Source organism: Exiguobacterium sp. s130 (assembly GCF_018619055.1).
In the GTDB taxonomy this organism is placed as follows: Bacteria; Bacillota; Bacilli; order Exiguobacteriales; family Exiguobacteriaceae; genus Exiguobacterium_A.
Window position 1 is genome coordinate 34,680 of record NZ_JACSNI010000009.1, and the last position, 19,176, is coordinate 53,855.

The window sequence follows — 19,176 nt, forward strand, 5'->3', positions numbered from 1 at the left end:
GAGGATTTGAGTCGTATTTTTATGTATAGTCATTTCTATGCCGCGTTCAGCTCAGTAATATTTGTTTCTATTTCAAACAAGGGCACACTTACGTAAAGTAGCATGAGTCGTCAGTTCCTGATGTTTCGATGTATGATCTAGTCAAGAAATCAAATGAGAGGTGGAGTATATGAGTATAGTCGAGATGTTTGAGGTCATGGATCAAGCGAAGGGAAAACAGACACCAGATAAAGTGACATTGATTGATGCACAGCTTCGATTCGTTCGAGAAGTGGATGGTTCGATTGAGCACGTGACATGGTTCGTCGATATCGATCGATTGACAGACTTCATGCAGACACACTTTATCAAACAGACCCATTGAGGTCTGTTTTTTGTATCGATTTTACTTATAGGCTAACTCCTCAATAAAAATAGTGGTGTGGTAAATGTAACCAACTTTCTCCTGGTATTCACTGTATACTGAAGATAACTTATAAATCAGGAATGGAGCGATGAAAGATGAAACGAAAATGGATGGGTGCGAGCTTAGCGCTCGCAAGTGTTGGGTTACTCGTCGGACCACAGCAAGGTGCAGAGGCAGCGACACCGAAAATCAAGGTCCACTATATCGATGTCGGTCAAGGTGACGCGATTTACATCAAGATGCCAAGTGGTGAGGATATCGTCATCGATGGTGGCAACAAGGGGAAAGGTGATGCACTCGTCGCCTATCTAAAGAAACAGAAGGTCGGTGATATTGAGGTACTGATCTCGACGCATCCGGATGCCGATCATATCGGTGGGCTTGATGAGGTCCTCGACTCGTTCAAGGTCAAGAGCGTCTACGCACCGAAGGTCAAGCACACGACGCAAGCCTATAAGGACTTCTTGTTGGCGGTTAAACGTGAGAAGCTGACAATCAAGACGGCAAAGGCTGGTGTCTCACTTCCGGTCAAAGGTGTGAAGGCGCAGTTCGTCGGACCGGTCAAAGACTATGCGAAGAGTGATCTGAACAACTGGAGTGCGGTCTTACACGTCGCTTACAAGAAGAACACGTTCTTGTTCACGGGAGACGCGGAATTGAAGTCGGAGCAAGACATGATCGCGAAGAAGAAGACGCTGCGTGCGGACGTCCTCAAGGTCGGGCATCATGGGGCGAAGACATCAACAAGTGCGACGTTCCTCAAGTACGTTAAACCGAAGTACGCCGTCATCAGTGTCGGGAAGAACGCGTATGGACACCCGACGAAGGAAGTCGTGACGAACTTGAAGCGTGCGAAGGCGACGATGCTGCGGACCGATAAGAGTGGCACAATTGTCTTCGAAGGGAATGGATCGTCCTACACGATCAAGAAGTCGAAATGAAAAAGCGAAAAGGGATTATCGACCGAATTGAAGAGAAGTGGGTCGTCGTCGAGTTCGATGATGGGATGCGCGACATTCTGATTTCCCGCTTTCCGATGACGGTGGAGTCCGGTGATGTCATCTGGATGGATGAGTACGGTCATATCGAGAAGGACGACCGTGAACGGCAGCGACTCTCGAATGAAATCGATGAGCTGATGGAAGAACTATGGGAAGACTAAAAAAGAAATGAGCTGAAGCAGATGAATAAGTTAGGACAAGCGGTCGTCATCGTTGGGTTAGGGTTATCACTCGTTGGATGCGGCACACAAGAGACAATAGAAGATCCACCAAAAAAAGCAGCGAATCCGACTGAAAAGGTCGAGGTGGCAGAACCGAAAAAAGAAGATGTCTATTTCAAAGACGACACGTTAAAGATCGACATGGCGACCGTCAAGATTCTTTCGACAGAAGTACTTGAGCCGAGTAAAGAGTATTTCCGCGAAAAACCACAACTCGTTTTCACATATGAGACGACGAACGACAGCAAGAAGCCACTCAATGGGATGAATGTTTGGATTGCTTGCTTTGAAGCGACACAGGAAGGAACCGATACAATTAACAAGTTAGAGGTAGGGATGACGCCACAGGAAGAGAAGTATGCCTCTTATTTAGAGCATCAGTTGGATGATATTAAACCGGGTGGTACTGCAAAAGGGATTATGGCTTATGACATCGAGGACCCGAAGGCAGTCGTCACCTTGAAAGCAACCCAAGGATTATCAGGAAAAGAGTTGGGTGAGAAGAAGATTGAACTGAAATAAGAAGATGAATTGATAGAATCATATCTGGTGAAGAAAGGGAGATGACTATGAATCAAACATTTACAGAAGCGCAAGCACTCATTTTAGAAATGGGAGAAAAGTTTAAACCATATATTGTCGTAGGTCTTAAACAACGTTTAGAGATGGAAGAAATCATATCTACATTTGAAACGTATCTTCAAACACGAAAATTCGATCGTTCGGGACATCGGATCATTTCAAAATTTAGCTTTGAACAATTTATTTTGCAAATGAAATATTCTTAATTAAAAGAAGGCAATATGACTTCGCTTCAGGAAGCCATATTGCCTTCTTTTTTTGAAGTTCAAGCGCAAGAATATAATCATTTTTACGTTCAGCTATTTAAGATGGCACTGGCTTTCTTTTCAGCTGTTTTTTCATCTGTCCAGTCCATTTCAGACAGCATACTCGCTTGAACCTTTTCAATCTGTTCACGTGTGTAGCCGAGCTGCTCCATCGCGATGGCAGCATAAGCAATTGCTTGATTATTAGTCATGGTCAATCCTCCGTCTTGTCTGTATTGTCAGTTTTATCCTACTTTTTTATAGTACTTGATTTTAAAAGAAGAGAGGACATCTTTTTAACGGCTCCTGAAGTCCTGCTCCGGTACATTGAAGTGACGCGTCACGATTTGTCGGACCTTTTCTAGATCACGGTCTTCCGTCGAAATCATCTCGTCGTACCATGCTTTTTCGAGTACTTGTTCGGTCTCCTTACTGACGACTTCTGTATTCAGGATGTGATGGTACGGTCCCATCGCATCATCGAGGATGCGGAAGTGTTGGCTGATTGGTTCTTCGCCTGGGATGACGAGCGTATAGGCAACGGTCTCATGTTCGTCGAAGTCACGGTCGTTGGCTTTCGCGAACGGTTCGAAGAAGTCTGTCGCTCCATGAACCAGCATCATTGGTTCTTCAAAAGACGATAGATCTTGCTGCGTGTCCTGCTTAGCGATGCTCGTCAGGTAAGCACCGACGTCCTCCGATGAATGTTGCATGATTTGCTCCAATCGTTCGGTTAACGGTAATCCATGCTCGATGATCTGTGCTTTCTGTTCGATGTACTCAATCATTTTAATAGGTGATGCTTCGCGTTCCAAGACTTGCTCCTGCTCGAGTGAAGCATGGATCTCACGGATGAAATGACCGGATGTCTGATGGACTTCGTGCAACAGGTCTTCTTTATCGCGCAAGTCTCTCCCTTGCGTCCAGTTGGCGAGATACGACAAGGAAAACTCGTCCGTTGGAAAACCGAAGTGTGCTGCGACCGTGTAAGCGACCATCTCCGCTTGGAATTCCTTCTCATGTGGCTTTAACTCGATTCCACGCTCTTCATTTCGTTCCACGTTGTGCAGATTGGCATGCGCGAGTTCATGAATCAGGATGGTCAGGTTCTCAATATCCGAGTTCCGCGGATTGAGGGCAATCGCGTTCAGTTCCGGATAGAAGCATCCTTTCGCGGTACCAAGCTCGCTTAAAGGCTGATCGAGTATTTTCACGTCTTGTGTCTCAGCAATCCCGTTCAACGCGCGGCGAAACGATTCCGCCTCGCGAAGCGATCCATTTCGATGATAGGAAGCGAAGAGCTCAGAGACTTCAAGTCCCTTTTCCCGTGCATCGGTCTGTGTGTACTCGAAGACATGACCAATCTTGTAGTACATCGCTTTCCGCGTCGGAAGAGAACCTTCCTTGGCACGCTTTTGCTCCGTCTTCGTCGCGTCCTTCCACGCCACCCACTCCGTCTCTCGTTTGATGAACGTAACAGGGGAGGGAACGAAGATCTTGATCCCTTTCTCTCCTTTTTGGACATGGACACCTTGCTTCTCCCAGTACGCATAGGAACCGACGGCACGGGCACCTTGGAACTGTTCCTCGATCAACAGCATGTTCCGCGTCGAGTAGCGATGGAACCGGCTCATGAAGTCGAGGTGTTCCTTGATGCTCTCCTGACTGACGAAATGGGAGGCGAGCTGTGTCTCCATCTTATCGGTCAACGCTTGGACTTCCTTCTGGTAATCCTCACGCGTCTTCTTCTGGTATGCCATACCACTCACGCCCCTTCCGACGAAACGGATGAATCAGCAGCACCTTCAAAATCGTTCAACTCTTCTAATACCATCGGATCGGTAGCCAGTCGATCGAGTAGTAGATGATGGCGATTACGTGATACCGGGAGTAATACCATGGGTTCTTCCTGTAAGAGTTGCAGTAGCGCGTGTTCCTCCTGTGAAAAAGGAATGTCGTAGCGCGCTTGATGAATCATGACGGTGACGTGGGTCGGATGCAATTCGAGAAATGTCGCGAGTGTGAAGGCTTCGAGTCGTTTCATTTGTGAATCATCCTTTCTTCATCTGAATGCTTATGTTGCTTTCGTTGGTCGATTCGCTTTCTTACAGCCGTCTCTGCCGTCTCAAGAAACGAGGGACGGTATTCGGTCGTCGGAATGATGTCTTCGATGCTTTCCGTCTGCATCAAGGCTTGTACGAGTTCGATCAATACCTGTGTCTGAAGGTCTGTTTGTTGGACGCTCTTTCGTAACGGAGAAAGACTTTTCGTGATCTGTTCTTCCCAGAACGACGTCAACTCTTGCTCGATTTGTTTCGAGACGGAACGACTGACATAGTTCAAATCCCATTGCTTTTTGATCATCTCTTGATAGTCGCGGATGATATGATCGATTGCCGGACCGATCCCGGACAACCGTTCTCTTTCCCGGTATTCCTCTAAAAATTCAGCGGTCACGGCACTCATCTTGATCCGGACTTGTTTTGTTTCCTCCATTGCCGGTCACCTTACCTTTCGTGTTGGACTTCCTGTTCAAGTTGTTCAAACGCACGCTGATTCTTGATGTGGTCCCATTCATCATTCATGTGTCGTCCGATCCGATAGAGTGTCTCTTGCATGATCCGTTCACGTCGAAACGCTGATCGGATTTTTTGTTTAGGTGAGGATGTATCCCCCTTCGTAGGCTTCGGGAACGACTTATCTGATTCACGCATCTCGGACAGGATGGCGTTTCCCATTCGTGTATAGAGATCCTGTTCTTTCGTCTTCCGATAAGTCGCTGCTTGCGATGCCGATCCGTAACTTCGCTCGTAGAATGCGACTTCCGTATCGAGTCGTTGCTTGAACGTGGCGTGTTCTTTCTCGAAGTGCGTCGTAAGGTACGTGTCAGTCAATTGATTGAGTGAAGGACGCAGTTCTTGCATGCCGTTCAGGTTGTAATACCACTGGCGCTTATCGTCCGGTAGTCGTTTCTGAATCGCTTTATACTGACGTACAAGTTCCGGATGTAGCACGCGATTTGAAACGGATAGTGTTGCATGATTTCGTTTGTGCGCGAGAACTTCATCACGGATGAAGGCATTCAACTTCTCCTGTTCCCGTGTCCGATTGGCAAGCGTATGGACGACTTGTGCCTTCATCTTCTCAATCGTTTTCGGTTTCCGTTTGCCACGTTCGCGTGGATGCATCGTCTCGACTGTCGCGACATGGACATGGATGTTGTCCGTGTTGTAGTGGATGGCGGCGGTCCATGTCGCATGCATCATCTGTTCCTTTTCAATCATCAGCGCGGTCGCGTTCCGTGTCGCCTGCATCAACCGTTGTTCATCGATGTAACGATTTTCTTTGACACCGACTTCCTGTAACCACGATTCATCGAACGAGATGACGTCCTGCCAGAGGATGCTACCGTTCTCTTGTGCCCGTCGGAAGATATCGCGTAACTGCTCTCGTTCCCTCGCATTCAATCGGTCTTGCGTCGCTGTGAAGAGACCACTTGATTTCAGTTCGTCTTCCATATAGTCGTGGTAGTTCTCGAATTGATGCGATTGTGCTTTCGTCTCCGGACGATCGATGTAGCTGAGGTAGGTCGTGTAACGCCGCGCACGTCGGTTTGCTTGCGGCAACTTGAACTTCGACTTGATGATGACGCCGGGAATGTTACTCATCCTGCATCACCTCACGGAAGAGTGTAGTCAAGAGTTCGAGTTCGGTTGCACTCCGCTTGAGATGCAAGGTATTCGCTTCGAGCTGTCGTTCGAGGCGCGTGATTTGAGTCGATTGGACACCGTCCGAGCACCAAGTGGTCAGCAATCCTTTCAATAATTCTTGTCGAGAACACATCTGTTTCTCCGCCTGTTCGTCGAGTTGTTTGACGAATCGGGGGTCGATGTCACGAATCAAGAGATCCATTCGTCTTCCTCCTTCCATTACAAAAGTGAGTCTCAATGTTCTAAAAAAGTTAAATGACTTTCGAACAATTGCTTTGTTCCTCCTGTCATTAGAAGTGAGAAAGGTTATCCTACTTAGACAAAGAACGGAGGAAACATATGCAATCCATCATCGAACACGGTTACGCATTTGGAGAAGCCGTGAGCGTCTCCTTGATCGTGGAACTTTTAAAAATCCTGTATGCGAAGACACGCACACGTGAATCTGTCTCAGTTGATATGAGTGACGCTTCTAGTGCAAAGAAAGAATCACTCGGTATGAATTAATAAATTTTTCCATTTGTTGAAACCTCACTCTTTTGAATGCTGTATAAGGATGAGAGGAGGGGATGGAAGATGTCGGTTTGGGTGCTCGCGCTGTTCGGATTAGCTTTTAGTTTTGGTTCGTTTTATGTCATGTTGAAAGTATTTGAGTCGTTAAAAAGATAATCCTAGAACACATTCAACGAGCCGAGATGCTCGTTTTTTTATTGGACTCGATAGAAGAACGATCAAGTTCTCCAGCCAAAAATCAGAAGCAGTAAAAAGCAAATGGATCTAAAATCATGAAAAAGAGCATAAGGGGAAACTGCTATCACTCAGCGTGCTAGCCTAGGCGGAGCCTAGTGTTTCCCTGATATCATCAAAATCGCCAAAAGGTCACACCGCGTGCCACTAAAAACCGCATTTTGGCACGGTGTTTGCCACCTTACCATTTCATTTCACGTGCTTTAATGCGCAGCTGATCTTGTCTTTTTTCTTCTTGCGTGAGTTGTTTTTTCAATTCCATTTGTCGTAACAGTGCGTCTTCTTTGTCTTGCTTCAGATTGAAGATTTCATCCTCACGTTCGACTTGTTCATCGAGTGTCAGGTCGGGTAAGGTGGCTTGTTTCATCTCAATGTCTTGTTCAATCTGTTGGATGAGAGAAGCTAGTTCCGTCTGTTCGCGCTTCATGTTCTTGATCCGTTTTTGACTTTGTAGGTGCTCGTCAGCGAGAAAAAGTTGTGCATAATCGTCCGCTTGTTGTTTAGAAAGTGACGTCTTTAGTACACGTCGTTGATCCATATAGAGTGATTCGACGAGCGCATCTTCTCGCTTCGTCACACTCAGCTTCTCGAGTGACTGTTCAGGTTTAATGACATACAAGCGGAGTGCTAGTTGATCAAAGTCACGCGGTACATCTTCGATTTCAAAGATGTAGTGCTCGTCCTGCTGATAGACGACACGGACGCGTTGCTCATCCGTCGGGCGTTCCTTATAAGCGATACGCGTGACAAGTCTCGTCGCGTAATCTTGAGGTTGATCGAACCGGAGACGGATGCGCATTTGTTTTCGCTGCACATCATGGGACCAATCGAGAAGCGTGACGGTCTGTCCATTCGTTAACCGTTGTTCTTCGCCGATGGGTGTCGCATTGATCGGTTGTTCCTCGGCAAAGAAAAGGGAAGAGAAGCCGAAAAACAGAAAGCCGATCAGGAAGAACAGACCTGTTCCGAGGTACAGTCGTGACCAATCACGGGTAAGCGTCTTTCGCTTTCCTGGATGCATTTAGACACCTCCTGACGTTTGAAGGCTCTTCATCTGATCGACAACGTAACGTTTATCTTGATGCGTAAAGGTCAGTTCAACTAATTCTTCAGACGTCTCTTCATAACCATTGGCATCGATCGTCAATGTCCGTTTGAAGCGGACGAGACAATGCTCTGGATCGTCCCGATTTGGAAAGACTTCGATGTCCGAGACGGAGGCGGTGAACTTGTTATCGCTTCCGCTACTCGCGAACAACGTTTGTTTGATGGACTCCGACATATACTGATCGGCTTGTCGTTTGCGTGTTGGATAGGTCCCATCCTCCCATGTGAAGGCGAACGTGATAAAGCGTTCCGCGCTCTTCGAAATGATTGAATTTTGTTCTTGCTCTTGTTCATTAGTTGAGATGGACGGATCTGACACCGTCGTTTTTGGTAACACATTCTTCTCGTCTTTCTCGACGATTCGATGCGATTCATCTGCTGCCATCGAACGATATTGATAGACATTGGCACTGATTGACAGCAGCAGACAGAACAACACGAGCCATAGGAGATGACGACTCGTCAATGCCATAGTTCATCCCTCCCTATAGCGAAAACAGTGGTGCCGGATCAATGTGACCGGACCAATCACTCGTCTTAAATTCGATGTGCAGATGATTCCCGGTCGAACGTCCGGTCGAACCACACATCCCGATCGCCTGCCCAGCCTCAATCTTCTGACCCGTCTTAACCTGACGTGCGGAAAGGTGGGCGTAAGCGGTAATCCAGTCGCCCTGTTTGATTTGAATCAACTGCCCATACGGTCCGCGTAGACCACTATAGGTGACGGTACCGGAACGGACGGCGTGGACGGTATCGGTATCGTGACAACTGAAATCGATCCCCGTATGAACGTCCGTCTTTCCGAAAACAATCCGTGATCCGAACCCCGACGTCATCTGCAGCGGGATGTCGAGCGGAGCATGAAGTTTTCCTTTGATGGGTCCCGTCTTGCCTTCTGCCAGTACCGTCGGTGTCAGATAACGGAGGACGGCATCGACATACTCGATGTCACCGTAACAGGCTTGATGCTCGATTGCGCTCGGACGATGGCATTGATAGATGCCGCTCTTCTTGACGCGTTGGTACATCATCTGGGAAAAAGAAATCGCGAGTTGTTTCGTATAGCGTCCTCCGTTTTCTTGAACGTAATCAATGAAACCACCGCCGAAGTTGTAACTCTGGAGCGTCAGCTTGACGTCCTTGTTCGCTTGCCGGAAGACAGATGCGAAGTGCTTCACGCCGTAACGAATGCTCTCGTCAGGAGAGGTGATGCAACCAATCCGTCCGCACTTCGATTCACTCGCTTGCATTGGATCGTTCCCGCGTCCACCGCTTTCTTGCATCATCAACGCAAGGACGACGTTCGTCTGTCCCTCGAGTTGCTCCTTCTTCAATTCACGCGAAATCGCTTCCCGGTATTGTAGAACATCATCACTGACTTGTAGGCTTGCGTCCGAGTAAGCGATCGGTGTCTCCGTTGCTTGTTCGTTCTCGATCCCGGTCAACGTATCGAGAATCCCTGCGACGATGATGATCAGTAGAAGGAGCAGAAGCGCGATCCCGAGGGCAATCAGACGATACTTCAAAGTCAGGAGTCGCCATTTCATCCGGACGGCGACACGTGCCGACTGCCGGACCGTACTCCACATCAGGCACCACCTCCGAACAAGGTCAACTCCTCGGGTGAGACATCGACATCGAAAATCAGCGTCTTCACACCGGAGATACTGAGGACGATCCGTCCCGTCTCGAGCGACGGGATCAACCGCGTCTCACTCTCCGTCAACTGTCCGTCGAAGACGGTCTGGATCGTCGGGATGCTCTCGGCATCCTGTTCGCCGATGAACTTATACTGCGTCAGCTGGAACAACGTCTTGACGTTCTCTGCGTTCTCCGACTTCGAGCCAGTCGGGACGAAGTCCGTAATCAAGTGGGAAGCGAAGAAGATGCCACCGAAGTATTTCCGTGCTTCGCGCATGAACTGTTGTAGGTACAGGATTGCGGGTTGGGCGATATCGCGTGTATTGATTAGATGATGCGCCTCATCGATGACAATCAGATACTTGAAGGCATCCTCGATCAACAGCTCGCCCTGGTTGTAACTACGGAGTTGTCCGGCACCGTTGAGGATCATCCCGTCCCAGAGCATGTTCATCAGATTGAAGACCTGTGCCTGAAAGATTTCGTCCTTCAGATTGGTCAGGTTGCGTAGCGGGAACGACACGATCGCTTCCTCATCGAACCGCTCGATCGAGGAATGCCCATCGAAGATATTGCCGTAGTTGTGGACGAGATTCGTGATCGCGAGCTCGATGTTCTCAAGACGACGGATACGGTTCGTACTGATTGTCTCGCGGATCGTCGTCCGCGTAACGTCCACATACAATTCAGAGCGGACGAGCGCTAGGAAGTCGGAGAAGACAGGATAGGTGTTTGCCGGATGCGTCGTGATCGGTGCGTCACCGTCCTCATTCCAGAGCCCTTTCTCGAGGTAGAGTTGCCGGAGCAGGATTTCGAACTCGTTCGCTTCTTCCTGCGTAGCTGCCGGATTGATGTAGTGATAGAAGACCGCAATCTTCGACAGGTGTTGCATGAACGAGAGCGCCTCATCCGCCGATCCGTCGGCATGCGTCACCGTCTTATAGACATGGAGTGGATTGATCCGTCCGGCGGAACCGTCAAGTGCGATTTCCTTCCCACCGAGCTGTCGTACGAGGTCGGAGAACTCGCCCGTCACGTCTAAGATGCGAACATGGTTGCCTTTGATGGCTTGATCGAGAACCGTCTTCTTGAGCAAGGTCGATTTCCCGGATCCCATCTTGCCGATCATCAAGGCGTTGTAGAACTTCCGTTGCTTGTCCTTGTGGAACAAGTCGAAGATGACGCTCCCGTTCGTGTCGGTCGTCCCGTAGTAGGTCCCGGTCGGATCCTGTAGCGACGTGAAGTGGAACGGATAACCTCCTGCAATCGAGAGCGATGGAATTTCTTTGCCACGACGTCGGTTCGGTAGTTTTTGTTGTTGCTCGTAGCTGAGGAACAGGCTCTGCCATTCCCATTCCTGTTCGTTCAGGAAGACGGTTGCGCGGAAGTTCCGCGCCTCCAGTTCCTCCATCACGTCCTGGACTTGGCGTTCGAGTGCTTCGAGCGTCTTCGCTTTGACGTAGAGACGGAGATGCAGATACTTCATCGTCTCGCCTTGTGTGATCTGTTCGTAGAGTTCATTCAGTTCCTTGTAGGTCTCGCGTGCATCAATCCGGTCGACATTATCCTTCGCATTCTCGTAGCGCGTATTCTGCTCGGCCATCGATTTGTTGATGGTCCGGATCATCTCCCGTTTATCCGCCGTCCCGATGTCGAGCGTCGTCAGGACACCGGGGAGGTTGAGGATCGGCTCGAGCCAGAAGTCGTAGACGGTCGATTGATACTTATAGACATGGAGGCAGGCGAGGTACCCGTCGCCGGTCCGGACATAGTTCGGCTCGAAGCGAATTCCGCCTTGCGGTTGGATGGTTTGGACGAACGTCGGATTGTAGCCATTCTGTCGTTTGATTGTCTCCGGGTCCTGCTTCCGTAGGAAACGTGTGCGCCACATGACATCATCACTCCTTTCCGTCCTGAGTCGGTTTCGTATTCGGGTTGTGCAGCTGGAACAACACATGCATTTTCTGTTCGAGCGTCAGTTCGACCATCGGGTTGCTGCGTCGAAGTAGTTTCGTCAATTGATGCTTTCGTTCCCGCAGCATCGCCTCATCCGGGGCATAAAAAAAGAGGAGATAGTCGCGATTGGTGCGATGCTCCTCGAGGTAGATCAGTTCCTGTTTCTTCTTCTGCAGGAACGGGCGATAGGCGGTGTTTTGATTCTGCCGTAGCTGTCGTTCGATACGCTGTTTCTGTTTCTCCAAATTAAGTGGTGTATTGAGCGGAATCACCTTCAACGGATGAATATATGCCTGCAACAGATAGGCGAGGGAGAAGATATCATGGTCCTTCTCCGTCTCGGACAACCCGTAGATATCCTTTGAAGTCAGCTGAATGATGTCGCAGAATGTCCCGTCCTGCATCTCGAACCCATCGAGCGCCGTGGCATCAATGATTGGTAGCAGAGAGGCGACAGAAGGCGGGATCCGGATGCGTTTTTCCTTCCGTGTTGGAGGTGTCGTCAATTGCATCTCATCGAGCCAAGTAATGTCTGTCGTCGGAATTGTTTTAGATCGTTTCTCTTCCGATAAACTCATGCCATCACGCTCCTTTCGATCCGTCCTTACCGTCTGTCAATGCGATATACGTGTCTTTCTTCTTCATCAGCGCGTAATAGAGCACGTGAATCATCCGTTTCTCTGGATTCGTCGTCGGTCGGATGACGAGGAAGAGTCCGAACGCGACGAGGAAGAATGTGAATGGCAGATGTAAGGCGTCCGGGATGAACGGCAGGGCAATCAACCGGACGATGATCAAAGCGACGAGAAACAGTAAATCATAGAGATAGAGCATCTTATTGATCTTCAGCTCGGTCGTGACTTCGTTCGGAATCCGGTACTGGCGCTGTTGCATGGTCTCACTCCTTTTTCGGGTCTAGACGCGGGACATCGGTCGAGTACATCCGGGACGATTCTGACGTCACACGTGTCTGCGTTTGTTCGACATGCTTGAGTTCTTTTTGTGTCGTCGTCTCCAGTGTCTGATAGATCGACTTTCGTTGCCGCTGTGTTCCGGATGATATCTCTTGCGACTCAGTGATAGAAGGTGAAGAATTGCTCGCGCCTGAAGAGGGTAGAGTATGTGCTGTCTCTTTAGGTGTCGTGTTAGATGTTGATCCTGAGTGAATAGAAGATGGATTAGGTGCACGTGTTCCAATAGGTTGTTCCGACGGTGAAGTAGGTTGCGATGCGACAGTTGTTTCAGAGGTATTGAACGCATCAGATGAAGTAGTTGGTTGTGCCTTCATCGATCCATCGGGCATCTTCGGTTGTGAAACAGGTATTTGCGATGATGACGGAGTAGTCGCAGGTGATTGTGGTGAGACGGAGTTCGAACGGCTTGGCATGGACTCTTTTGATGTTGTTGCAGTCGGACTCTCCAAATTCGTGTCGTGCGTCGATAAATCAGTGGATTCAATGCGCTGGTTCTCTTGTCCGGTTGATCGTGAAGTGCGCTCTTGTACTTGCGAACGAACTGGCAAACTGTCAGACGAACGATCCGGACGACCCGTCGGTGTGCCACCACCTGATGGCGGATTCGGTGGTAACTTTGTACTGGCAGCTTCTGAGGCGGATGGGGTAGTTGGTTGTGATGTCCTCTTCATCGTCTGTCCAGCGACACGAGCCCCTACTTTTGCCGTTCCTTTCCCGACAGCATACGCACCAAGTGCGACACCCCACCCGCGTTTCAGACCCGCATCGATCCCGAAGAGGCGTTCGACCATGTTCGGTCCATCAATCAAGGCAGCAGAGAAAGCAATCAATGCGATCAAATAGGCAAGACCATCGAGTGTATCAGCAAGATAAGCCGTCCCAATTGTGTAGAGCTTAATTGAGACGAAAATCAAGATAATGACGAGGAACGTATTCAGGATGCTTTGAATGACCTTCTTCGTCTTTTGTCCGCTGTGTAAGTCAGCAGGGGCGACTAAAATCGCTAAAACATAATTAAAAGCCAACTCGAACGAAAGTCGAGCCAGCTTGTAGGCAATCGAGAAAAGAGTGAAGCCCATCACGCCAAGCGTGACAAGGATCGTCAGCCAGTTCGGATGATACCGATAGTAGTACTGGTTGTTCCATTCAACACCGCTCTGGTCTAACTCGGTTTCGGTCATTTCTTTCCCATTCCAAGCAAGTTTGTTCTGAGAAATATCTTCACCTTCTTTACTCAATCGATACTCATCGCTATCAAATACATCATTGATGTCTATATTCTTGATTTGGCTTGCTGGAATAGAGTTTGGAATTTTAATTTTTGTATCTTTGAAAGCAGTTTTATCGTATTCGACTAAATCATGTATATTTTTTTGGAGCACTGATTGTGATAGAGTATGATCCCGATTTTCATATACTCCATCTTGATTGATGCTTGTAATGGCTTTGTCTGTGAACTCACTTGTCTTTATCATTGTCGGAGATAACAACCCTAAAACTAACAAAGTGATAAACAGATTGATGAGAAACCCTTCTCGATCAAATTTTTTCTGAAAAATCATCAAGTAACCGGTGAATAAAAAGCTCCCGGCTAAAATGACATATAAAAAAGGTTGAATCGTCTGAACGAATTCAACCACTTGAGGATTATTAAAGAATGATTTTATGAGGAGGATGTCGTCTGTAATCTGTTCAAGACCATCGATGATGAAGGAGAGACCTCTAACGAGAAGCCAACCAATAGAACGAAGCGCATCTCTCACTAAATCACTGATGCTCAGTAAGTCTTGAAATTCCTCCAGTTTGGATGCTAAATCTCCATTAGCCATGATGGTCCTCCCTTCTCTGTCTGCTTTTAATTAATAAAAGAGGCTACTTCATCTTCGATTGCCTTGTCATCTAACGTAGTAAGGTCGAGAGAACGAACTAATTTACCATTCTCTAGTTTGTACAGACGACCACCCTTTAATTCTCCATGTTCATCTGTAGCACGATTTTCTAAATCTTTTCCGTTAGGTTGAAAAGGATTAAACAAGTTTACTTGTACATCTTCTTTCTCAGCGATGTCCTTCACTTTATCTACATAAGGCTCAAATTCTGCTTTACTGTCGCTATCGACAAGTAAGAAATTGCTTTGATCACTATCTTTTAGTTGATCAATTTCTTTTACAGAAACTTGTTTAAGAGACTTTGCTTCACTATTTTCACTACAACCGACCAAAAGTAACGCAGAGGAAATCAATAGTCCGGAGAGTACTCGTTTCGCTTGCATGCCTCCACCCCTTTTCCTATGATGACACCTGTTTCGAATCCGTTAGATCGCCATTACTGACGTGAACCCGGAAATCGAATGTGTCTATAAGCGTAACAGTTTTTCGGTCGCCTGAATCTGGGTCTTCTTCCTCAAATATAACGAGGAATCCGTCCTGGGTCTGGATGTTTAAGACTTCTCCGCGACGGAGGCGTTTCTTATTCTCCTTGATGATGGTCGCGATGACGCGGAGTTCACGCTGAACGCGTTCCGTGCGTGTCAGTTCTATCATATGATGCCCTCCTTAGGTGCCATGCCGAAGTTTCTCGAGTCGTTTACTGATGATTGTCTTCAAAAAGTGACGCTGGTTGTCCGTCACAGGTATTGTTTTATCAAGAATGCCTTGTTCGAACAGATCAATCGATAACGTATCGTATTCGGTCGTCTCAAAGATCGAGCGGAGAATTTTCGGCTGCAGGACATCGCAAACGCGCCATTCTGTTGCGTCAAGTATGTCCTTATCCGTCTCAACCGTTTTCGATGCAACTGAGGCGTCAAGATGGAAGGGGACACGAAGCGTATTCAGATCGAGGTGGGCATGCGCGCAGGGAATGACGAGGTCGTTGATGGAACGGTCCGTGTTAAAGTCATCCGCCAAGTATTCATAGCGGTATTTCATCGCCGTTCGTCCGGTCAGGAAAAGAGGATAGGACTGGATCCGTTTCTGTTGTTTGTCTTGCCGCTTGATGACACGGATAATCAATATCTCTCCTTCCTTCAATCCCATCACCTCGGTTGCCGTCAGCAAGCGCCGACCATCGACACTCTCCGTCTTTGACTTTGAAAACGAAAAGGTCTGTCCGGAACGCGACTTCGTGACGATCGTTTGCTCCCCGAGCTTCTTCGAAATCAATTCTGCCGTCGACTCATCTGCTGTCAATAAGTAGTGCGTGTTCCCGCAGTTCCCGTCGATCGTCTTCCAATCCTCCCCGTAGAGGTTCTCGAGTTGTGCGTAGGACTGGATGACGAGGTTGAAGCGGATGTTCCGGCCGAGACAGACGGTGATGATGTTCGCCATCCCTTCAATCGCTGGCATGTTCCCAAATTCGTCGAGCAGGAAGATAACCTGGCGTTCACAACGTCCGCTCGTCGCTTGCGAGGCGACGCGAGCGAGCGAGGTATAGACTTGTTTGACGTATAGTGAGGCGATGACATTCAGTGTTGGATCATAGTCCGGAACGATCAGGAACACGGCGACGGGGCGCGGATGCTGACGAATCTCCCGGATGTCGATCGGTGCATCCGTCGTCCAGTCGAAGAGACCGACCGTCTCGGCTCTCCAACCTGAGAGTGACACGGTATACTGCTGTCCCTCACTTTCTACGGTGATATCGGTATCCACTTCGAGGATTTCTTCGTGATGGAGTACAAAACTCCCGTCGTCGTCCGTCGTCAAGGCGAGTTGTTTTCCACTTGGAAAGTAGAACGTCAACCGTGACAAGGGAAGGGCACGTCCACGAATCCAACGATTGAAACCGATCAGTTTCATATCAAGTGAGTTCTGTGCCGTTAAACGTGCCGTCGCATCAAGCGTGAAAATCCCGAGCTTAGCATTCGTATTGGCGAGGATACTCGCGCGCGTCTGCCCACCGGAGAAGTGAAGCGTCGCGTATTGCATACGTGCCGGGTGATTCTCCGGAAACGATGCGAAGAAGGCGTCGAGTGCCGATTGTTCCTGTCCCATTCCATCGATGATCGTGCGTGAGCCGAGATCGGATAACATCAAAGCGACGTTATACATCGTGATCTTCTCCGGTTCATATTTTGCTTGTTCGCATAATCCGAGAATCAAGGCGGTACAAAGGTCCGTCGAAGAGTTGCTCCAGAACGGATCCTTTGCCTTCGGGTCATGATAGAGCATGTAGGCGACCGAACGGGCATACTGTTGGGCGAGGGAGTAGTTCTCGTCCAAATAGGCGTCGATCGTCAGCTGCAACAGGTTATAGGACATCGATTGCGACGGATTCATCAAATTCAGGACTTCGACTTGATAGCCGCGTGCTTCGAGTGTCTCTTTGGAAGCGGCAAACAGTTCGCCTTTTGGATCATTGATAATCAAGCTCGCTTGGCGTTCGGCACGACTGTAGAGATCGATCGTCGAGAAGACAAACGTCTCACCCTTCCCGGATCGTGTCGTCCCGATGACGAGATTGTTGACAGCACTATCATCGATGTAGAGACGATCACGATAACGACCAACCGGGACACCACCAGATCCGCTATAGGTCTCTTTACGGTCCGGAACATCGCGATACTGCTGTTTCAGCTCTTGGAACGTCGTGAAGCGGGCACTACCTTTCTGTGCTGCCTTGAGATCGCGGAAATTGAGCCAATACTTCAATAAGAGAAATCCTCCTAAGAGGAAGCAGACACCGAACAAAGCGAGAGCGAAGGAGGTCGACCAGGCGAGCGTCGTCCACCAACTCGATTCGTATCGTAGCGGGGAACCGGTCGTTAACTTCCCGTCTTGAAAGAGATTTTGGATTGTTTGTTGTAAGAACTGAAATGCTACGTTGAGTACTAAGAACAACACAGTCGGTAAAGCAATCAAAAAGGCAACACATCGCCACAGCCAAGCGGATGTAACGAGAGAACGAAGTGAGAAATTCATCATTATTTCAGTCACCACACTTTCATTAAAGAAGTGAAGACGCTTGTCGTTGCTTCGCTTCGAGCGACGCATTGAGCTTTTCGAGTTCTTCCTTGTCTTTCTTCTCTGATAACTGGCGCTTTTGATCTTCGAGTGCTTGAATCTCTTCGTCCAGTTGGATGAGTGTTGCTACTTGCTGTTTCAATTCTTCGTTGTGGACCGCCTTGACGCTCTCTTGTGCTTTCGTCACATCTTTTAATGCGATGTAAGCGCGTGTTTTGGCTTCCTGACGAGCTGTCGTCATCTCGACGTCCGGAAGCGAGACGGCGCGTTTATAGTCTTTCTGCAAGATAGCAAGATCGAACGTTCCTTCGTCCGTCGGATAAACGGCTTGGAAGGCTTGTAACGTCTCCTGACGCTTCGTCGCGAATTGTTTCGACTGCATGATGATCATCTCGACATCGATTGGATCCTTCGTCACGGAGACCGCTTGGTTGTAGTCCTGTTTTTCGACATACTGCGTAATCAGGAATTGCTGTTGTTCATCGTTCAACGACTTTCGTTTTTCGAGTCGTTCGACGAGTGGACCCGTCTCTCCCATCAACGCTGCTTCATACAACGGTTGCCAATCTGACGTTGCCGCTTGGACGCCGCTCGGTGGATCCGGCTGCACGAGTTGGACAACGGACAACGCACCGAGGAGCAACAGACTCACACCACTGACGCTGTAGACGAGACGACGTTGTCCGCGACGTAAACGGGAGATGTGTGTCGCATCCGGCTGTTGCTGAATCGCTGACGTCGTCATCGTCTTGTAGGATTCCGGTGTTAAACGTTCCAAGTTCTCGAGCAACAGGATCTTTTTCGTCGCATCCTCCTTCCGGATTCGGATGCGTGGAATCCGATCCTTCAGCTGCAGATAAAGATTTGAATAGGTCGGGTCACCAAACTGGAACGTCCCTTTGTAGACGAGTTGGTCAGCATCATCGAAGATCCGGAACTCACTCGCAAACCGTTCGTTTGCTTGCTGAGCTTCTTGATGAATTTGGATCGATAGTAAAAGCGCCTCCTCATATGGGAGACGCTCATAGTTCGGAAAGGCGTCTTTCGGTACCTCCGTGAAACGAACAAAGAGCATACATTCTCCTCCTTTGATGCGAGACATCGCAACGAAAGCAATAAAAAAAAGCCATCCATTTTGGAATGACGGTCTGTGGGATCACTTGTCCAATTAGAATTTGATGTTGTCGTTGACCATCTCCGCCAGCGTGAATGCACCCATGACGATAATCAGACCGACGGCACCACCGACGAGCCATCCGACCGCTTTCGAGCGTCCACGATCTCCTCCAAAGATGAAGTAGAAGCCACCAACTGCGAAAGCGATGGCTGCCGCGATGACAGCGAGTCCTTGAAAGAACTGGAGTAAGCTGAGTCCTGTTTCATTCAATCCCATCTGTTTTCCTCCTCTCAATCCCGTGACGCGGATGCAGACGATGTGAAGTTCAGTTTCGAGTCGAGTGCTTCCAAGATCAGTTCCTGGTTTTCTTGGATGACGAGCTGATGCTGAGCGTCGAGCCACTCCTCATAGTCTTTCCCTTGGATCCGGAGCAACTTCTCAGCAAAGGTCTTGTTCTGCTTCTGTTCACGTGTCGGCATAACATACACTCCTTCCTTGAGAT

At 48.7% G+C, this 19,176-nt stretch carries 25 protein-coding genes; 6 read left to right on the top strand and 19 right to left on the bottom strand.

The features are described 5' to 3' along the window. Positions 1–169: 169 nt before the first annotated feature. From HZS85_RS15600 to HZS85_RS15620, 5 genes are all read left to right on the top strand, one after another. Positions 170–364, top strand: coding sequence for a hypothetical protein (locus HZS85_RS15600; protein WP_214808504.1), 195 nt, complete (start codon positions 170–172; stop codon positions 362–364). Positions 365–516: 152 nt separating this feature from the next. Next, on the top strand, positions 517–1,347 hold the full coding sequence (locus HZS85_RS15605) for a ComEC/Rec2 family competence protein (protein WP_371742171.1): 831 nt from the start codon (positions 517–519) through the stop codon (positions 1,345–1,347). After that, on the top strand, positions 1,344–1,568 hold the full coding sequence (locus HZS85_RS15610; RefSeq protein WP_053451907.1) for a DUF3006 domain-containing protein: 225 nt from the start codon (positions 1,344–1,346) through the stop codon (positions 1,566–1,568). Before HZS85_RS15605 ends, HZS85_RS15610 begins: the two co-directional genes overlap by 4 nt. A gap of 21 nt (positions 1,569–1,589) precedes the next feature. Then, a complete protein-coding gene (locus HZS85_RS15615; protein WP_053451908.1) occupies positions 1,590–2,150 on the top strand; it encodes a DUF5067 domain-containing protein in 561 nt (186 codons plus the stop codon). A 47-nt stretch (positions 2,151–2,197) separates the two neighbouring features. Further along, positions 2,198–2,416: a hypothetical protein gene (locus tag HZS85_RS15620; protein WP_053451909.1), complete on the top strand. Its 219-nt coding sequence runs from the start codon at positions 2,198–2,200 to the stop codon at positions 2,414–2,416. 89 nt (positions 2,417–2,505) lie between these two features. On the opposite strand, the gene HZS85_RS15625 is transcribed toward HZS85_RS15620, so the two are convergent. From HZS85_RS15625 to HZS85_RS15650, 6 genes are all read right to left on the bottom strand, one after another. Continuing rightward, positions 2,506–2,667, bottom strand: a complete 162-nt coding sequence (locus HZS85_RS15625) for a hypothetical protein (protein ID WP_160315907.1) — start codon at positions 2,665–2,667, stop codon at positions 2,506–2,508. An 84-nt stretch (positions 2,668–2,751) separates the two neighbouring features. Then, complete coding sequence (locus HZS85_RS15630; protein WP_214808507.1) at positions 2,752–4,215, bottom strand: ArdC-like ssDNA-binding domain-containing protein; 1,464 nt, start codon at positions 4,213–4,215, stop codon at positions 2,752–2,754. 5 nt (positions 4,216–4,220) lie between these two features. Next, positions 4,221–4,499 carry a hypothetical protein gene (locus HZS85_RS15635; RefSeq protein WP_214808510.1) on the bottom strand — a complete coding sequence of 93 codons (279 nt, stop codon included), beginning with the start codon at positions 4,497–4,499 and terminating at the stop codon, positions 4,221–4,223. Beyond that, on the bottom strand, positions 4,496–4,951 hold the full coding sequence (locus HZS85_RS15640; RefSeq protein WP_214808513.1) for a hypothetical protein: 456 nt from the start codon (positions 4,949–4,951) through the stop codon (positions 4,496–4,498). The genes HZS85_RS15635 and HZS85_RS15640 overlap by 4 nt, the downstream gene beginning before the upstream one ends. A gap of 11 nt (positions 4,952–4,962) precedes the next feature. Next, positions 4,963–6,123 (bottom strand): MobP2 family relaxase, encoded by a 1,161-nt coding sequence (mobP2, locus tag HZS85_RS15645; protein WP_214808516.1) that lies wholly within the window; start codon positions 6,121–6,123, stop codon positions 4,963–4,965. Further along, positions 6,116–6,367 carry a hypothetical protein gene (locus HZS85_RS15650; RefSeq protein ID WP_214808518.1) on the bottom strand — a complete coding sequence of 84 codons (252 nt, stop codon included), beginning with the start codon at positions 6,365–6,367 and terminating at the stop codon, positions 6,116–6,118. The genes mobP2 and HZS85_RS15650 overlap by 8 nt, the downstream gene beginning before the upstream one ends. Before the next feature lie 137 nt (positions 6,368–6,504). Here HZS85_RS15650 and HZS85_RS15655 point away from each other — a divergent pair, with 137 nt between their 5' ends. Continuing rightward, positions 6,505–6,672, top strand: coding sequence for a hypothetical protein (locus tag HZS85_RS15655; protein WP_214808521.1), 168 nt, complete (start codon positions 6,505–6,507; stop codon positions 6,670–6,672). 421 nt (positions 6,673–7,093) lie between these two features. Here HZS85_RS15655 and HZS85_RS15660 read toward each other — a convergent pair whose 3' ends face one another. The 13 genes from HZS85_RS15660 to HZS85_RS15720 form a co-directional block, all read right to left on the bottom strand. Beyond that, positions 7,094–7,933 (bottom strand): hypothetical protein, encoded by an 840-nt coding sequence (locus tag HZS85_RS15660; RefSeq protein ID WP_214808524.1) that lies wholly within the window; start codon positions 7,931–7,933, stop codon positions 7,094–7,096. Then, positions 7,934–8,491 (bottom strand): hypothetical protein, encoded by a 558-nt coding sequence (locus tag HZS85_RS15665; protein ID WP_133208775.1) that lies wholly within the window; start codon positions 8,489–8,491, stop codon positions 7,934–7,936. It abuts the gene before it with no gap. Between the two features lie 13 nt (positions 8,492–8,504). Continuing rightward, positions 8,505–9,611, bottom strand: coding sequence for a lysozyme family protein (locus tag HZS85_RS15670; RefSeq protein ID WP_251136731.1), 1,107 nt, complete (start codon positions 9,609–9,611; stop codon positions 8,505–8,507). Continuing rightward, entirely contained in the window at positions 9,611–11,554 is a 1,944-nt protein-coding gene (locus tag HZS85_RS15675; RefSeq protein ID WP_214808527.1) for a VirB4 family type IV secretion system protein, read from the bottom strand. Before HZS85_RS15675 ends, HZS85_RS15670 begins: the two co-directional genes overlap by 1 nt. Positions 11,555–11,561: 7 nt before the next feature. Continuing rightward, entirely contained in the window at positions 11,562–12,197 is a 636-nt protein-coding gene (locus tag HZS85_RS15680; protein WP_214808530.1) for a hypothetical protein, read from the bottom strand. Positions 12,198–12,201: 4 nt separating this feature from the next. Further along, complete coding sequence (locus HZS85_RS15685; protein WP_029343412.1) at positions 12,202–12,513, bottom strand: DUF5592 family protein; 312 nt, start codon at positions 12,511–12,513, stop codon at positions 12,202–12,204. Between the two features lie 4 nt (positions 12,514–12,517). Then, the gene (locus tag HZS85_RS15690) at positions 12,518–14,422 is read right to left on the bottom strand and encodes a pLS20_p028 family conjugation system transmembrane protein (RefSeq protein ID WP_214808533.1); all 1,905 of its coding nucleotides are present in this window, start codon (positions 14,420–14,422) and stop codon (positions 12,518–12,520) included. Between the two features lie 26 nt (positions 14,423–14,448). After that, the gene (locus tag HZS85_RS15695) at positions 14,449–14,865 is read right to left on the bottom strand and encodes a hypothetical protein (protein WP_214808536.1); all 417 of its coding nucleotides are present in this window, start codon (positions 14,863–14,865) and stop codon (positions 14,449–14,451) included. A gap of 16 nt (positions 14,866–14,881) precedes the next feature. Beyond that, positions 14,882–15,136 carry a hypothetical protein gene (locus HZS85_RS15700; protein ID WP_214808538.1) on the bottom strand — a complete coding sequence of 85 codons (255 nt, stop codon included), beginning with the start codon at positions 15,134–15,136 and terminating at the stop codon, positions 14,882–14,884. A 12-nt stretch (positions 15,137–15,148) separates the two neighbouring features. Further along, the gene (locus HZS85_RS15705; RefSeq protein ID WP_214856793.1) at positions 15,149–17,518 is read right to left on the bottom strand and encodes a VirD4-like conjugal transfer protein, CD1115 family; all 2,370 of its coding nucleotides are present in this window, start codon (positions 17,516–17,518) and stop codon (positions 15,149–15,151) included. 22 nt (positions 17,519–17,540) lie between these two features. Then, positions 17,541–18,632: a hypothetical protein gene (locus HZS85_RS15710; protein ID WP_214808544.1), complete on the bottom strand. Its 1,092-nt coding sequence runs from the start codon at positions 18,630–18,632 to the stop codon at positions 17,541–17,543. A gap of 93 nt (positions 18,633–18,725) precedes the next feature. Then, positions 18,726–18,950, bottom strand: coding sequence for a hypothetical protein (locus HZS85_RS15715; protein ID WP_050678812.1), 225 nt, complete (start codon positions 18,948–18,950; stop codon positions 18,726–18,728). A 14-nt stretch (positions 18,951–18,964) separates the two neighbouring features. Next, the gene (locus HZS85_RS15720) at positions 18,965–19,153 is read right to left on the bottom strand and encodes a hypothetical protein (RefSeq protein ID WP_214808546.1); all 189 of its coding nucleotides are present in this window, start codon (positions 19,151–19,153) and stop codon (positions 18,965–18,967) included. Positions 19,154–19,176: the final 23 nt, after the last annotated feature.